The 15,642-nt window shown below is 36.7% G+C and carries 10 protein-coding genes; 4 read left to right on the top strand and 6 right to left on the bottom strand.

Translation table 11 applies throughout. The annotated features are described in order from the left end of the window. The first annotated feature begins 182 nt into the window (after positions 1 to 182). Entirely contained in the window at positions 183 to 686 is a 504-nt protein-coding gene (gene purE / locus DRF57_RS11390) for a 5-(carboxyamino)imidazole ribonucleotide mutase (RefSeq protein ID WP_047487386.1), read from the top strand. A gap of 192 nt (positions 687 to 878) precedes the next feature. Here purE and yiaA read toward each other — a convergent pair whose 3' ends face one another. After that, a complete protein-coding gene (gene yiaA, locus DRF57_RS11385) occupies positions 879 to 1,271 on the bottom strand; it encodes an inner membrane protein YiaA (RefSeq protein ID WP_084086250.1) in 393 nt (130 codons plus the stop codon). A gap of 458 nt (positions 1,272 to 1,729) precedes the next feature. After that, positions 1,730 to 3,043, bottom strand: coding sequence for an adenosylhomocysteinase (ahcY, locus tag DRF57_RS11380; protein WP_047487392.1), 1,314 nt, complete (start codon positions 3,041 to 3,043; stop codon positions 1,730 to 1,732). 167 nt (positions 3,044 to 3,210) lie between these two features. On the opposite strand from ahcY, the gene DRF57_RS11375 reads away from it, so the two are divergent. Then, positions 3,211 to 3,741 carry a pyridoxamine 5'-phosphate oxidase family protein gene (locus DRF57_RS11375; protein ID WP_047487395.1) on the top strand — a complete coding sequence of 177 codons (531 nt, stop codon included), beginning with the start codon at positions 3,211 to 3,213 and terminating at the stop codon, positions 3,739 to 3,741. A 152-nt stretch (positions 3,742 to 3,893) separates the two neighbouring features. On the opposite strand, the gene cuyB is transcribed toward DRF57_RS11375, so the two are convergent. Then, positions 3,894 to 5,327, bottom strand: coding sequence for a cysteate racemase (gene cuyB / locus DRF57_RS11370; RefSeq protein WP_206607190.1), 1,434 nt, complete (start codon positions 5,325 to 5,327; stop codon positions 3,894 to 3,896). 208 nt (positions 5,328 to 5,535) lie between these two features. Between cuyB and DRF57_RS11365 the strand changes: the two genes are divergently transcribed. Next, complete coding sequence (locus tag DRF57_RS11365; RefSeq protein WP_115918572.1) at positions 5,536 to 6,150, top strand: 4'-phosphopantetheinyl transferase family protein; 615 nt, start codon at positions 5,536 to 5,538, stop codon at positions 6,148 to 6,150. On the opposite strand, the gene DRF57_RS11360 is transcribed toward DRF57_RS11365, so the two are convergent. From DRF57_RS11360 to porU, 3 genes are all read right to left on the bottom strand, one after another. After that, positions 6,131 to 8,401, bottom strand: a complete 2,271-nt coding sequence (locus DRF57_RS11360; protein WP_047487400.1) for an FUSC family protein — start codon at positions 8,399 to 8,401, stop codon at positions 6,131 to 6,133. The two genes, DRF57_RS11365 and DRF57_RS11360, sit on opposite strands and share 20 nt — an antisense overlap. Before the next feature lie 255 nt (positions 8,402 to 8,656). Further along, entirely contained in the window at positions 8,657 to 9,820 is a 1,164-nt protein-coding gene (porV, locus tag DRF57_RS11355) for a type IX secretion system outer membrane channel protein PorV (protein WP_047487403.1), read from the bottom strand. A 59-nt stretch (positions 9,821 to 9,879) separates the two neighbouring features. Next, positions 9,880 to 13,776, bottom strand: coding sequence for a type IX secretion system sortase PorU (gene porU, locus DRF57_RS11350; RefSeq protein ID WP_115918570.1), 3,897 nt, complete (start codon positions 13,774 to 13,776; stop codon positions 9,880 to 9,882). A gap of 165 nt (positions 13,777 to 13,941) precedes the next feature. Here porU and gldJ point away from each other — a divergent pair, with 165 nt between their 5' ends. Next, positions 13,942 to 15,543, top strand: a complete 1,602-nt coding sequence (gldJ, locus tag DRF57_RS11345; protein ID WP_047487409.1) for a gliding motility lipoprotein GldJ — start codon at positions 13,942 to 13,944, stop codon at positions 15,541 to 15,543. Positions 15,544 to 15,642 lie beyond the last annotated feature (99 nt).

Here is a 15,642-nt window from a genome sequence, read left to right as displayed (position 1 = left end):
GTGTAATTTTTACTGATACAGATCTATATTTAATGAATTTCTGCCTCTATTTTAAATGTTGAATATGATGAATAGGGAGTAATTAATTCTTTTTGATTTATATTTTTTTATTATTGGCTGATGACTTAAATTTTAACAAGAGGTTTTAATTTTTTATCTTTGAGGATCTAATAAAATTGAAGATGGTAGGAATTATTATGGGCAGTCAGAGTGATCTGCCAATCATGGAACAAGCTGCAAATTTTCTGAAAAGTCTGGATATTCCATATGAACTGACCGTTGTTTCGGCACATAGAACACCGGAAAGAATGTTTGAGTATGCGAAGACGGCTAAAGAAAGAGGCCTGAAAGTAATTGTTGCCGGTGCAGGAGGTGCTGCACACCTTCCCGGAATGGTAGCAAGCTGTACCACACTTCCGGTAATAGGAGTTCCTATTTTATCCAGTAATTCTATTGACGGATGGGATTCTGTACTGTCTATCCTTCAGATGCCTGGTGGAATTCCGGTAGCCACCGTAGCCTTAAACGGGGCTTTAAATGCAGGGATTTTAGCGGCAAAGATTTTAGGAAGTGCAGATGCTCAGATAGCTGAAAATCTTCAGAAATATCAGGATTCTTTGAAAGATAAAGTATTGGGAACTGTGGATGATATCAAAGCACAACATCCTAATCATTTTGATCAATAGTTGCAATGGACTTATAATATTCAAAAGCCTCACTGAAAAGGGAGGCTTTTTGTTTTTTAGTAAATTTTGAAGAAACAGTGTCATTTTTAATGAACTGCAGAACGTTTTTTTTGATAATGAGATTGCGTGAATCAGGTATAAATCAAAAAAGATAAATAAAATATGTTCCACATAAAAATGGAAGGTTTTTTATCAGTCCTGAACCATATTGTCTCTTGTATTTTTCTGGACGGAGATGGCTCCAAAAAGTGCCAGTAGAAACGCAAAGGCATAGAATCCTTTTTCACTTGGAAGTATGGTGGCATTCCAAAGTCCTACCGCCAGTAATACAATAGATGATAGTGTTGCAAACCAACAGATCCCGTAATAAATATCTGTTACCTGAATATTCTCTAATCTGTCACGGACTGCTTTCTGAAGAGAAACAACCGCAAATAGGCCATAGAGCAGGATTGTGAAATAGTATCCTTTTTCGTTCAACAGCATTTCAGCTCTTGCAAGGCCTACAATATAGCCGACCATTCCTGCTCCCAATGCTACCCAGGATGCAGCGATGAATGCATTCGAGACTTTTTGTTTTTTCATAGATTAATGTTTTATTTAAGAAGGCTAAGATATTCATTTTTTATAAACAGAGCTCTAGGAGAGAGAAAATATGGGCAAAATACGGTGAAATACATTCATTAATTTTAATGTTTTGGCTAAAGCCAGTTTGATTTTATTCTATCGTGAAAACGGACTAAAGTCCGTTCCTATTGAATATTTATAAGGATTATTTAACCCCGAATCCCACACTCCATAATTCACGCCTCATAAAAAAAACTCCCCAAATTGGAGAGCTCTTATCTTATTGAGTGATATATTTATAATGGTACTGAACGAAAAGATTTCCATCTGACCCTTTTCCTATAACCTATATAGGTAATCCTGAGTCATTATACTGTATTTTTTTGCTTGCAAAAATAAGGAATGCTCAGGAGGTCTAAATAAAAAAAATCCCACTATTTGGAATAGTGGGATCATATTATATTTTGATGTAACTCTTAGTATCTGTAGTACTCAGGTTTGAATGGTCCTTTTACGTCCACACCGATGTACTCAGCTTGTTCTGTAGAAAGAGTTTCAAGCTCTACGCTTAATTTTTTAAGGTGTAAAGCAGCTACTTTCTCATCTAAGTGCTTAGGAAGCATGTATACTTCGTTTTTGTAAGCCGCAGCGTTGTTCCATAATTCGATCTGAGCCAAAGTCTGGTTAGAGAAAGAGTTAGACATTACAAAACTTGGGTGTCCTGTTGCACATCCAAGGTTTACCAGTCTTCCTTCTGCTAAGATAATAACTTCTTTTCCTTCGATAGTATAGATATCAACCTGAGGTTTCACTTCAGATTTAGTCTGACCGTAGTTTTTGTTTAACCAAGCCATATCGATTTCGTTATCGAAGTGTCCGATGTTACAAACGATAGCTTTGTCTTTCATTTTAAGGAAGTGCTCTCCTCTTACGATGTTAAAGTTACCGGTTGTAGTAATGATGATATCTGCATTGTCTACTACAGTATCTAATCTTTTTACTTCATATCCATCCATAGCAGCCTGAAGTGCACAGATAGGGTCAATTTCAGTAACCGTAACAATAGAACCAGCTCCTCTGAAAGAAGCAGCAGTACCTTTACCTACGTCTCCGTATCCACAAACTACCACTCTTTTTCCAGCTAACATAACGTCAGTAGCTCTTCTTACAGCATCTACTGCAGATTCTTTACATCCGTATTTGTTGTCGAATTTAGATTTAGTTACTGAATCGTTTACGTTGATAGCAGGCATTACTAAAGTTCCGTTCTTCATTCTTTCGTACAATCTGTGTACTCCGGTAGTTGTTTCTTCAGAAAGCCCTTTGATATCTTTTGTGAATTCAGGGTATTTATCAAAAACCATATTGGTTAAATCTCCACCATCATCCAGAATCATGTTTAATGGTTTTCTGTCTTCTCCAAAGAATAAAGTCTGCTCAATACACCAGTCAAATTCCTCCTCATTTAATCCTTTCCAAGCATATACCGGAATTCCTGCAGCAGCAATAGCAGCAGCAGCGTGATCCTGAGTAGAGAAAATATTACAAGAAGACCAGGTAACTTCAGCTCCTAAAGCTACTAATGTCTCGATAAGCACAGCTGTTTGGATTGTCATGTGAAGACATCCTGCAATTCTTGCTCCTTTAAGTGGCTGAGATGGTCCGTATTCTTCACGAATAGACATCAGGCCTGGCATTTCTGCTTCTGCAAGAGTAATTTCTTTTCTTCCCCATTCTGCTAGGGAAATGTCCTTAACTTTATAAGGAACGTATTGTGTTGTAGTACTCATATGTAATGAATAGTTTTTAAATTCAATTGATAATGAAATGCAAAATTACAATTAATAATTAAGATAAAAAAACGGCAGCCTGAGTTCGGATTTATGAGATTAAACATGGCTTAAAATTATTTAGTCTTAATATAAATAACTATTTTTATCTCATAAATAATACCTTAATGAATCATACCAATACCCAAGACGAATCTCAAAGAAAAGCAAAACCCGTTGCTCCAAAAGTAAAAGAGCTTATAGAAAGAAGTAAAAGTGTAGTTCTGGCCACCGTAGATGCGGAAGGAAATCCTAATTCCAGCTATGCTCCTTTTGTACAGGATGGTCATACATTCTATATTCTGGTATCTTTTATGGCGAGACATACCAAAAATCTTGCAGAAGGAAGAAAAACCTCAATGATGTTTATTGAAGATGAATCTGCTACCAAACAAATATATGCCAGAGAACGTCTGACTATTGAAGCTACAACTTCTCAGATAGAAAGAGACTCTGAAACATGGAATAACGTAGTTGCAAAATTGAAAGAAGCTCACGGAAAAGTAGTGGATGTCATTTCTGAAATGGGTGACTTTATTTTGATTGCTTTACAACCGGTAAAAGGATCTTATGTAAACGGATTCGGAAGTGCTTACTTTGTAGATTCCAATCTTGAAATTATTGAGCATAGAAATGATGTGAACCATCAGTCTAAATAAATAAGAAGAGGGATGAAATTTGATTACCCTTGGCAAGGTTTCAAACCTTGCAAAGGGTATTTTTTTGCATGGATTTTCTAAATAAGTTTGCCTTTGTTTTTATTGTCAAATAGAAACTTCCATCTTCCAGCTCCCATCTTCCAACATTCTCTCTATTTGTTGCTGCTTTCATTTTTTGTAATCAGGACTATTTTTTTTGCAAGAATTAAGGTTGGGTCAATCAAAGGAATGCTTTTTCCGTTTTTGACAATCTTAGTTTCTATAGGAAATAGGAGAGGGAGTTCTGTACAACCGAGTATAATAACCTCGGCCCCGCTATTGATGACGAAATCTGCTGCTTTAAGAAGGCTCTCTTTACAAAGTCCCTCAGTAAACCCTGCCTTTACTCCAAATTTACCATAGATACTTTCCATGACATTATTTTGATGTTCCTGATCGGGAATAACAACATCAAATCCAAATTCTTCCAGGATATTATGGTAGACTTTACTTTCAATAGTTCCACTGGTGGCCAGTAATCCTACTTTCACTGATTCTCCAAAGCTTTCACGAATGTATTCAGCTGTTGTTGTCAGCATATTGATGATCGGAATACTTAAATGTTCCTGAATATCTTGTACAAAAGCATGGGCCGTATTGCAAGGAATAGCAATGGCGTCAACTCCTTCGGCTTCCAAACGTCTGCAAGTGGAAAACAGGGCTATACTCGGATCTGTTTCATTATAGATCAGATGGGCTGTTCTATCGGGAATCTGAGGGTTTTGCTCAACAACCATCTTAATATGGTCCTGATCCTTTTGTGCAGGTGTATTCTTGATAATTTTGTTCATGAAATCTACGGTAGCTGAAGGGCCTACACCTCCTAATATGCCAAGTTTAAATGGTTTTGCAGTTATATCGCTATCATGTTCTAAAGCATAATCAGCATAGATCTGGTTTACATCAAGAATGGATATTCCCCGCTTCCATAGCTGTTCTACAATCAGAGAAAGCTCTGTGATTCCCGGCAGGATAATGTCACAGCCATTGCTATTGAGTTCCGTACAAGCTTGGTAGATATATTCTAAAGAAAGCCCGTCAAAATAACCATTTTTGATGCCCTGATCTCCATAAATAGCTTCCATTAACCTTTCCTGATGGGAAGGAAATATTAATTCATGATCCGGAATATATTGGCTCAGCATATGGCTTTCTTTGACATAATCAGATGTTAATACTCCTATTTTTATTGGAGTTTTAAATCTTGAGTTGATATATTCTGCTAATGCTTTGAAAATATTAACGATCGGAATAGAGATTTCTTTTTGAAGTTCTTCTAAAAACGAATGGCTGGCAAAACAGGGAAGAAGTACTTTGGTTAAAGACTGGGCTTCAAATTTTTTGCAGACATTATAGGTGTAATACTTTCTAGACTTTATATCTTCTTCATGATATAAAGGTAGATTGATTTGGCTATAAGGTTGCTGTTCAAATACAAAGTGATACTGTAATTGATTTTTTAATACCCGTTGGTTTTTAAGTAATTTAAAAAATAAGTCACCTCCCGACAAAGTGCCAAGTCCTCCGATAACAGCAATTTTTTCCAAAATTATACTTTTAAGAATAAGAACAAATTTACCACTTTTAGTTTGGGAATCAATAGTAGAAAAACAGGTGTTTTTATAAGATTCATCTTCCTGATGCTTTTGCTGTAAATTGTGGGAGCAACTTGTAATAACTTTGATTCTTTATCTTCCGGTTTGCACCTGTTTCTATTTCCGCTTCTTTTCACTATTTTTACCCAATAAAAAAAGAATGCCCCTTTACCGAGATTTTTCAGATGATAATGCCACAATCCTTGTTTGGAAGTATGACGAAAGCGAAGAACTTGATATCCACGAGCTTCTGGAGCCTGAAAATGCCGAAAAAGTAAAGGATTACCATCCCAAAAAACTATTGGAAGTTCTGATGGTACGTAAACTTTTGAAAGGACTAAAGCCATCTTCCAAAATTCTGTATAAAGAAAGAGAACCTTTTCTTTCTCCTCATGATGCGGAAATTTCCATTACTCATTCTTTCCCTTTTGCAGCTATTGCTATTTCTAAAAACAAAATAGGTATTGACGTTGAAAAATTCAATCCTAAAATTTTAAGGGTAATTGATAAATTCACTTATGAAAATGAAAGAGGATTCATTCCTGAAGATAAGGCAGATACTTTTTATACTATTATATGGAGTGTAAAAGAAAGTATGTATAAAATCCACCATTCAAAATATTGGTCTCTGAAGAAAAACTATGAAGTGAAACCCTTTGAGCTTAAACATCTTCATAAGATTAGCTGCCGTGTGTATGACGAACAGTTTTCTGATGAGTTTAAGGCAAGAGTAGAATTTTTTGACGATTATTGCTTTACGATTGTGGAGGCGTAGCAGTAGCGTGCTTCTCAATTCTGTATTTTTCAATAACTTTTCTCTGTTCCTTGGCTACATCATAAATCAGTTCCAGGATATCATGGATGTTTTTAAGTTCCGTTAAATGTGAAATTTTATCGGGATCTCTTCTGTCGATAATCTCATTTTCTTCGATCTCCGTTTTTCTTTTCAAGAGCAGGTCTTCAATGGAAGAGTCTTCCGGCTCAAGACGGCTTTCCATTTTAAGAGCTTCGCTGATATCATTACCGTTGAGTAGGGTGGAAGTCTGCTGCATCTCAGCCTCAATTTTTCTGCTCCAGCTTTCGGCGTCTATTTCAGGATACTGCTCATTGCTTTTGGAGTACTGAGAAAGAGAAGCTGTATAGGCTGTGACAAGGTGCGAGGTAGCCACAAACTGATGAACTACTTCCAGTTTTTTCTGTTGGTTTTTAGGATCAGAAATCATTCGCTGGAAATTATCTGAAAGATTGGCCAAAGAAATAATTGCATTCTTTCGCTTTACCTTATAATCTTCAAGGTCAAAATTTCCTTCAAGGAATTTAGAAATCACGCTCTGGAAATAGATGAGGTTATCCGCAGCAGATTTTTTCATCAAATCTAAATTCTGGGTGTGTTCCCAAACCGGCAATACAATATATGATACTGCAAAAGCGATAATTCCGGCAATAGCTGTATCTACCACTCTGTCTTTGAAAATAACATCTATCTTTCCAGGGTTTAAGAAATTAAAACTGAGGAAAACATAGATCGTCATGAATAATACAGCCCAAAAGTACCGTCCTTTTAAAAAGCTGAAACACATGATCATGCTTATAAGCAGGATGGCAAATAAAACGCCGTTGATGTGTATAAAATGCAGAATGATATACGCTATGGTAGCTCCGGTAATGGTTCCGTAGAGACGAAGCAGGTTTCTTTGCTTTGTAATGGAATAGGCCGGCTTTAGGATCGCAGTAATGGTAATTAATATCCAGTAGGTATGTCCCAGTCCCAGAAAATCAAACATAGAGAAAAGGTATCCCACCAGCAGAGCGGTAGTAATTCTTATCGCATGGCGAAAATGAGAGGATGATAATGAAATGTTATTCCTTAGCACTTTAGCATTAAGCTTAGGCTCATTCGGCATAAACTTTTTCAGATCCAGCCCGGTAGATAAACTTTTTGCCAGCTTTACATCCTGGGAAAATACTTTATAAATCTCATTGATCTCTTTGGTAATTTCATTGATACGCATCAGGATCTGACGCAGGATCATGAAATTTTCCAGATTTTCTGAGCTTAATTGTTTATTTCTGAGTTCGAAGTAATTGTAATTAAGGTTCTTTAATTCAAGCTCCAGGTTAAATATGGATTTTGCTCGTGTTCCACTTTGGAGGGCAATTCCGATATTGGTGATTTCTTCGGCCAAAAGATTCAGATAATCATGAATGTTAACCAGGATCATACTGTCCTCGAAACTCTGCTGTAGCTTTTGATAGTCACTCTCAGAGGTCATCAGTTTTTCATGAAGGTCCATAGAGTTCAGGAACATCAACATCAGCAAACGACTGGTCGTTGTAGATTCATTAACGATGGTTCTTGTTTTAAAAACAGTTTCCCGGGTGTCTTCCTGAAGGTTTTTTATTTCAATCTGTTTAGCGATAACCTGAGTGGTCAGTTTATCAAAATCAGGATTTTTCTGATAATAATTAGCTTTAATCTTTAAAAATTCTGCCAGCTGAAGATAGTTTTCTCCAATCATCTGGCCAGCCAGTTTATAGGGGCGGATGGTAGTTACAACAAGGAAGATGAGTAAAAACCATATACAGCCACAGGCAAAGATTAGTAAGCTTTTTAAGATATTGCTTCCTGTAAGATGGCCATCAATAAAGATGGCGAGTACAACCAGTGATAGGGAGCCTACAGCAGCCAATCTCTGACCATAAACTCCGATCAGGGAGAAAAACATTCCAAATACAATGATTTCGAGGAGCACTAATAGTTTAAGGTCCATTACCAAGCTGGCAATAAGGGCTACAAAGACAAAACAGCAGATGGCAAAAGTGAGTGCATTTCTTCTTCGGATGAAAGGTCCCGGTTGGTCTGTAAGAGCTACAAAACTGGTTCCGAGAGGAAAGAGGAAATATTCCTTTAAAATCCCAAAGTGGGCAAGGACTAAACAGGGCAGAACAGTAGCTAATGTAATTCTAATGGCAGAATATACATATTGACTGGTTACAAATTTTTTTAGCTCTGCTGAATAGTTCATACTACAAAAATAGCTATTGAATTTAAGAAAATAGTTATAATGATGAGACTTTTGTAAACTTAAATGTTATATTTTTTTAATAGTAGGAGAGAAGTGTTGCCGGCAGTTCATTTTTGCGTTATAAAGTGGATGATGGATTGACAGAAAAAAAACGAGACAAGCGAAGCGTATTCATGATTGATAATAAGCCCTTCTTCTGTTTCCAATAAAAAAGCCTCATGCAGATGAGGCTTTTTTATTATATTGATGTTGCTGTTAACGGTCGTTATTAGATGTTTCATCTCCAATGTTCCAGGTAAGACCGAAACGAAGAGTGTTATCTAAAGCACTGTTAATTTTAGACATATTAATCAGATAAGAAAGATCAAGTCCGAAAGAACGGTAATTCAATCCGATACCAGCTGTAGCAAATTGTCTTGCTCCCTGTTCTTCACTTTCATGAAAATAACCTCCTCTTACAGAAAAAGCATTGTCGTATGAATATTCAATAGCACCACTATACATGATACTGTTTTTATTTTTGAAAGATTTTCCAATACCGGCCATTGGACCTACATTTGGAATTTCATATCGTGGCTGTCTTGTGTTAGGATCAATTCCAACATATTCAGATCCCGGAACCAAAAGTTTTGAACCTTCCACACTAATTCCCACTCTGTTCATATCATCCAGGTACATGTCATATCCAACCCCTAATCTTGCCATCGTAGGAAGATAAGATCTCGATTCTTCATTTCCTGTATAATCCAGTTTAGGACCTAGGTTCTGAACTGCAAAACCGGCATTAATTTTACCGTCATTTCCTCCTAATCCTGTGAATTTTGGTGAGCTGTAATATCCTGAAATATCTACTGCAAAAGAGTTAGCAGCCTTAAGGGTTGTATCTGTATTGAATCCACCGGCTAAGTCTGAACGGATAAATCTACCTGTTACAGCCATTGAGTATGAATCGGATAGCTTCAAAGCATAGGCAACGTCTAGAGAGAATTCATTTGGTTTTGATGTACCCATGGAAGCAATTTCAGTACCTACCAGCTGAGTAAGGTCCACCTGACCCATATTGAAATAATAAATACTCGCGGAAATAGTAGATCTTTCGTCCTGTCCCAAAAATTTATGGAAAGCTCCATATAGTAAAAATACATCGTTAGTAAGTTTTCCCATATACGGCGTGTAGTTAAGACCGATGGAAGAACTTGTTCTGCTAAAAGGATATTTTGCAGCATTCCAGAATTGTGAAAATGCATCCGGAGAGGTTACAACCCCCTGGTCTCCCATACCTCCTGATCTGGCATCTGGTGCAATTCTTAGGAAAGGTGCTCCGGTTAATACAGGACCTACTTTACCTAGATCTTGTGAATATCCTAGAAAACCAGCACTTAACCCAAATCCTAAAAGCAGTTTAGTAGTTAAATTCATATGTTGTCTTTTATATATTATCAGTTTTTTATTAATATTATTATCTATGTATTATCTAATTATTTCAAAAGTACCATTTTTTCTACAGCTGTAGCACTTCCTTTGCATTTTTCCTGATTCTGGCTTTTTGCAAATATCTTAAAAATATACGTACCTTTTGCTACTGTTGCCCCAAAATCATCTCTTCCGTCCCATTCTATTGCCTGGCGAGGTGTTCTAAAGCCCTGTAGGAACGGTTCTGCAACTACTGGCTGAGATAAAGTTCTTACCAATCTTCCTGTTATCGTGTAAATCTGTACATTCACATCCAGAATATCAGAACAGTTGTGCTCAAACTGGATATAAGTTTTATTGGTAAAAGGATTAGGCCAGTTTAATGGACGGTTGATTACCAAATGTTGATCAGATTCATCTTTAACCTCAAAATTTAACGTGGCAGTTGTCGAATTATTGTTTATGTCCCAAACTTTAAATAATAATTGGTGCTGGCCTATAGCTAAATTCCTGAAAGGGTAAGTTACATTTCCTTTTTGGTATTCGGCAAGACTTGGATTTAAACATCCGTTTCCTTCTCCTGCAGCATAAAAATCATTTAAAATAATAGTGTTGATAATTTGTCCGTCCAGATATACGGTGATATCGTGACCCACACCTGAACCTGTAGAGTTGATTCCTGTATCATCGGTAAGACAAGCCAGAAGGGTAGGGTTTTGATTGGTGATACCGCCATCAGCAAAATTGGTGTTATTCATATACAGCTTTACTTTTGGAGGCTGGTTATCATTAACTCCGTTAGGGTTAAGATCTCCTACCTGTACAGCCTGATTGTTGAAAACATCCATGACCTTATTATCAGCATATCCTAATATTCTTCCCTGTCCTACAGTATAATTAATATCTTTAGGCACATAGAATTCGGCAGTGAAAACTCCGTTTACAGCAACACCCGAAGCTTTTACAATAGGGCTTCCTTCTTCTGTATATTCTAATATAGGACTAAGGTGTCCATCATTATTTAATGTTTTTTTATTGATTCTCTTATCGAAAATATTAATAGTAACTCTTCCGTTAAAAGTATTGTTTAATGTTCCGTTCGAATTATTGATATGTCCTTTCACTTTCACAAAATCCAAACCTCTGATCAGACCTGGAACAGGAGTTTCAATATTATCAATTACCAAAAGTCTCTGAGGTCTGCTCAGTTTCATAGCGGGATCACCCAAAAGATTTACCTTTAAATGGTTAAGGTCAGCTCCTCTTTGTTTCTTTGCCGTTAAATGAGCATTTCCTAATGTTTCGAAGTCATCATTAGTCAATTTAAAGATATTTTTAGTGTAAGTATCTGTAAACTGACGTCCGTAGATTACTCCAATAGCACGGCTTGAGGTAATCATGGCTGCAGCACCGCCCTGTTTTAGCTTAATGAACTGTTCTCCTGCAGAATTAGTGGCAGGTTCATCCCATAAGGTAAATTCACAGGTAATTGTAGAAACAAATGGGAATCTGCTGTAAACATTAGAGAAGTTATTGGAATTTTGGATTTCTGTACTGGTTAATACTCTTTCCTGTGCCCAACCGTTGATCCCTCCATGTCCGAAATAGAACAGATACATACTGTTTCCGATAGCATTGGAAATAGCCTGATTAACCTGTGGGTATCTTTGTCCTGCTGCTGTACTTTGAGCAGTGAAAGAGTCCAGGTATAATTTCTTAACATTATATTCTTTCAGCTGCTGCTGTCCCGGCTGCTCAAATACATTGACCAGCGTAGTGTTCATAACATTGTGGAAAGGAGGGCCGTCGTCATTGTCATCATCTACCACAAAGTCTAACCTCATACGCCATTCTCCAAACGGACTGGATTGCCCAGGCAATGCATTATAATAAGCCAGTGTTTTGCTGATCATATCTCCGGCTTCAGAAGCATTTGATGCAGGAATTCTTCCTACCGGTATATCCGGCAGGTTACTTTCAATAATATTTGCTGTTTGCGGTTTTGTCATGACAATATAATCGTCCGTAACAAAAGAACCTACATAGTCTGAAGACTGCTCACTTTGGTAGCTGGAAACAACATTGGAATTATTTGAAACTTTATTTTTATAATCATAGGATGTATCTCCCAGAATAAATACATATTTAAGTCTTCCCTGAGGAGTATTCAGTTTTGTCACAAAATCTCTTATAGCTGTAAGATCTTTGCTTCCACTTCCAAATTCCTGATATACCTTATTGACATCTACAATCTCTACATTATAATTGTTTTTTGTCTGGTGATAGCTGGCAAGTCTTTGTGCCTGCCCCATCATTTGAGGAACCGTTAAGATCAGATAATCGATATTTTGTAAGGCAGAAAGATTTTGATTACCAATTCTCTCTACAAACTGTGGAGAAAAAGCAGCATCCGCTCTAAAAGCAACAAACTCATTATTGAAGTTTTGATCAGCAGCTATATAAGCAAAATTGAAACTTCCGGCACCGGCTTTATTTACTCTTCTATTAGCATTGGTAATATCTGTTACATCCCATACCTGTTCTATATTGGAAGCATTGGAAATGCTGAAACCATAGTTGGTATTACTTCCGCTTACCAGAGAGAAATCTCTGAAATTCATTTGTGAACCATTGTATACAAGATTCTCTTTATATTGTACTTCAGTATAATCTATATAGAATGATCCGTTAGGATTGATAGAAATATTGGGATTGTACTTAAAGGTAATTTGATTTCCACTCAGGTTGCTTACTGTTCCGTTGTAGGGAAGCAGGAAATAAAGATTATACTGGAAATTGGAAGTGTCTTCAGGAACTGCCCCTGATGCAGGGTTCACATCATTGATTTTATAATCAATTGTATTTTTTTGTGCCCTGTATCCAGCCACTCTGGTTCTGTACCTTATAACATCCGAAGGTTGTATAGGGGATTTGGTAGTAAAGGTTATTGTTTTTTCGGTAGTGAAAGGGGCATCTTCTAACCACACTCTACCTACTTTCATAAGATTTTTCTGATCATTGTTGATCACCTGGTAGTCATCATATCTTGTGATCAGCTGGTTAGGAAGATCTCCGTCGATAGTCGGAACCCTTTTACCCGGACCTTTGTCAAAGGTAATATAGTAATATGAAAAGTCTTCATATATATTTTTGACATTATCACTTCTGTCATAACGGGTATCTGTTCTTTTATAACCATTACCATTACCTCTATTATAAAGGTTATAGCCATCCGGTCCCTGAGCGTAGAAAAGAGCAAAATCACTGTCATTCCATACACCATCATCTTCACCTACCACCTGAACGGCATTTTCCTGCAATGCACTGTATCTTGGATCCTGATTAAATTCCGGAAGCATAAGACCTCCGTTTCCATATATTCTGAAATTCTTAGGATTCACAGATGCTGGGTTGATCCCGTTATCTTTTAAAAATTGAGAGGTGATCTTAAAAATTCCCGATTTATCTACCTTTATCTTATAGAAGCTTCCATTTGAAAGAGGGTTGGCTGTAGATCCTATTTTGTTTACATTATTTGTAGTGTTCAGAGCAGAGGCTTCAGAAACATTAAATGAAGATAATCTTTGAACCCGTCCTTTTACATTTTTAAATAAAGCAACATTAATACTGGCATAGCTTTCTCCCTCTAGGGTATAATATGAAACATTCGCAATATCATAATCGGGTAGGCTGCCTTTATCCAATTCAAATAAATCCTTGTTGGAAACATTCTCCCAAATAAGGTCAGAAACTCTCAGCTGTTTTTCCCCTATTTTTTGTTTAGTTATGATAAAAATGTTATTTTGGCTAAACGAAAAACCATCATTTTTGAAATTTGGAAGAATTAATTTTGTATCACCAAAATCCTGAATTTTTGAACCATCCCATTCTATGGTGTTTCTTTGGGCCCAAAGTGCTGATACAAAAGAGAATAGAAATAAAATAGTGATTTTTTGTCTCATGTTTATTATTGAAATTGCTAAATTACAAAATAAATGAAAATTTTATAATTAAATTGCGATACAATAAAATTAATTTGTTAACGTTTTTCAAAAAAATCAAATCTTTATTTGATTTATTGAATAATTTATTTTTTCTTTGTACTCTTGAAAATATTTATATCGACTATGAAAAAACTAAAGTTGTTTTCATTAATAGCATTAAGTTCTACACTTGCATTAACCAGTTGTGGCGGGTCAGGAACCAGCAAAGGTGGTGGTACCAAAAAATTTGTCAGTAAAACAGGTTGGAAGCCAAACGAAAAACAGGGTTGGTTTTTTGCAGGAAAGCAACAGAAGCAGAAGGGGTGGCCTGGAATGGTATATGTAGAAGGTGGAACTTTTACAATGGGATTAGTGAAAGATGATGTTATGCACGATTGGAATAACACACCTCGCAGAATGCAGGTAAGTTCATTCTTTATCGGAGAAACTGAGATTACAAACTATGAATACCGCGAATACCTGACATGGTTGAAGTATGTATTCCCACCAAGTGACCCTAGTTTTAAGGAAATCTATAACGGTGCTCTACCGGATACCTTATTATGGGACAACAAACTAGCTAGAAACGATTATAATGAAACGTATCTGCGTTCTCCGGAATTCGACTACTATCCTGTAGTAGGAGTTTCATGGACTCAGGCAAACAGATATTGTGAGTGGCTGACAGACAGAGCAAACGAAAAAGCTTTGATGAGCGCTGGTATTATTGCTAAAGATTTGTATATCAACGAATCTAATAACCAGGGAGGAACAGCCTTCAATATGGATAAATTCAAAGCGAATGATCCTGAAATGCAGGGTTACATCAATGAGCAGAGAATGCAGCAAAAAACTGGTCTTAAAACAACAAACCAGAGACTTCTTTCTGCAAACAGAGCTCCGAATTCTGCCATGGTACAGAAGTTCAGACTTCCTACTGAAGTAGAATGGGAATATGCTGCTCTTGGTATGGCTAAGAACAGAGAATATAACCAATACTTAGGTAAAAAACCTGAAATCGAAAGATTAAGAGGTACCAAAGGAAAAGAAAGAGGAATGTTTCTTGAAAACTTTAAAATGGGTAAAGGTGATTATTCCGGTATCGCAGGATGGAAAAATGACGGATCTGCACAAACTTCAGATGTAAGACAATATCCATCTAATGATTTAGGAGTATATGGTATGTACGGTAACGTTGCTGAATGGACAGCGGATGTTTACAGACCTATTATAGATGAAGATTACAACGACTTCAATTATTACAGAGGTAATATGCCTCAGGCTATTGTAAGAAACGGTGACGGAACTTATAAAATGATTGACGAAGGGACTATTAAATACGATACTTTATCTGACGGTAGATTAGTGTATAAAGGACTTCCTGGACAGTTCGAAAGACAGACAATTGCTGACTACAGAAACTACAGAGACGGTGACAGACAATCTTCTTTAGAATACAGAAGAGAATCAGACTCAGCTTCATCATTCGATATGTATAATGCACCTCGTCAGAGTTTCATTGTAGATGCAGGAGGTAAAGTGAAAATGCTGAAAGACGGTAAAGACAGAACTTCAGGAATCTCTAATGACGTAAGAGTTGTAAAAGGAGGATCTTGGCAGGATACTGCATACTGGCTGGACCCGGGTCAGAGAAGATATAAAAACCAAGGCAAGGCTTATGGTTGGATTGGATTCCGTGTTGCACAGGATGCAAGAACAAACGATAAGAACAGAACTAGAAGATAATATATTTATCAAAAAATACTTAAAAAAAACCTTCCGGATTTCCGGAAGGTTTTTTTATTTTTGAATCATGAAATCGCTTTGGTTAAAAAGTCTGAAATA

The organism is Chryseobacterium rhizosphaerae, from assembly GCF_003385455.1.
Taxonomy (GTDB): Bacteria; Bacteroidota; Bacteroidia; order Flavobacteriales; family Weeksellaceae; genus Chryseobacterium; species Chryseobacterium rhizosphaerae.
This window is presented reverse-complemented; position numbering and strand designations above follow the sequence as displayed.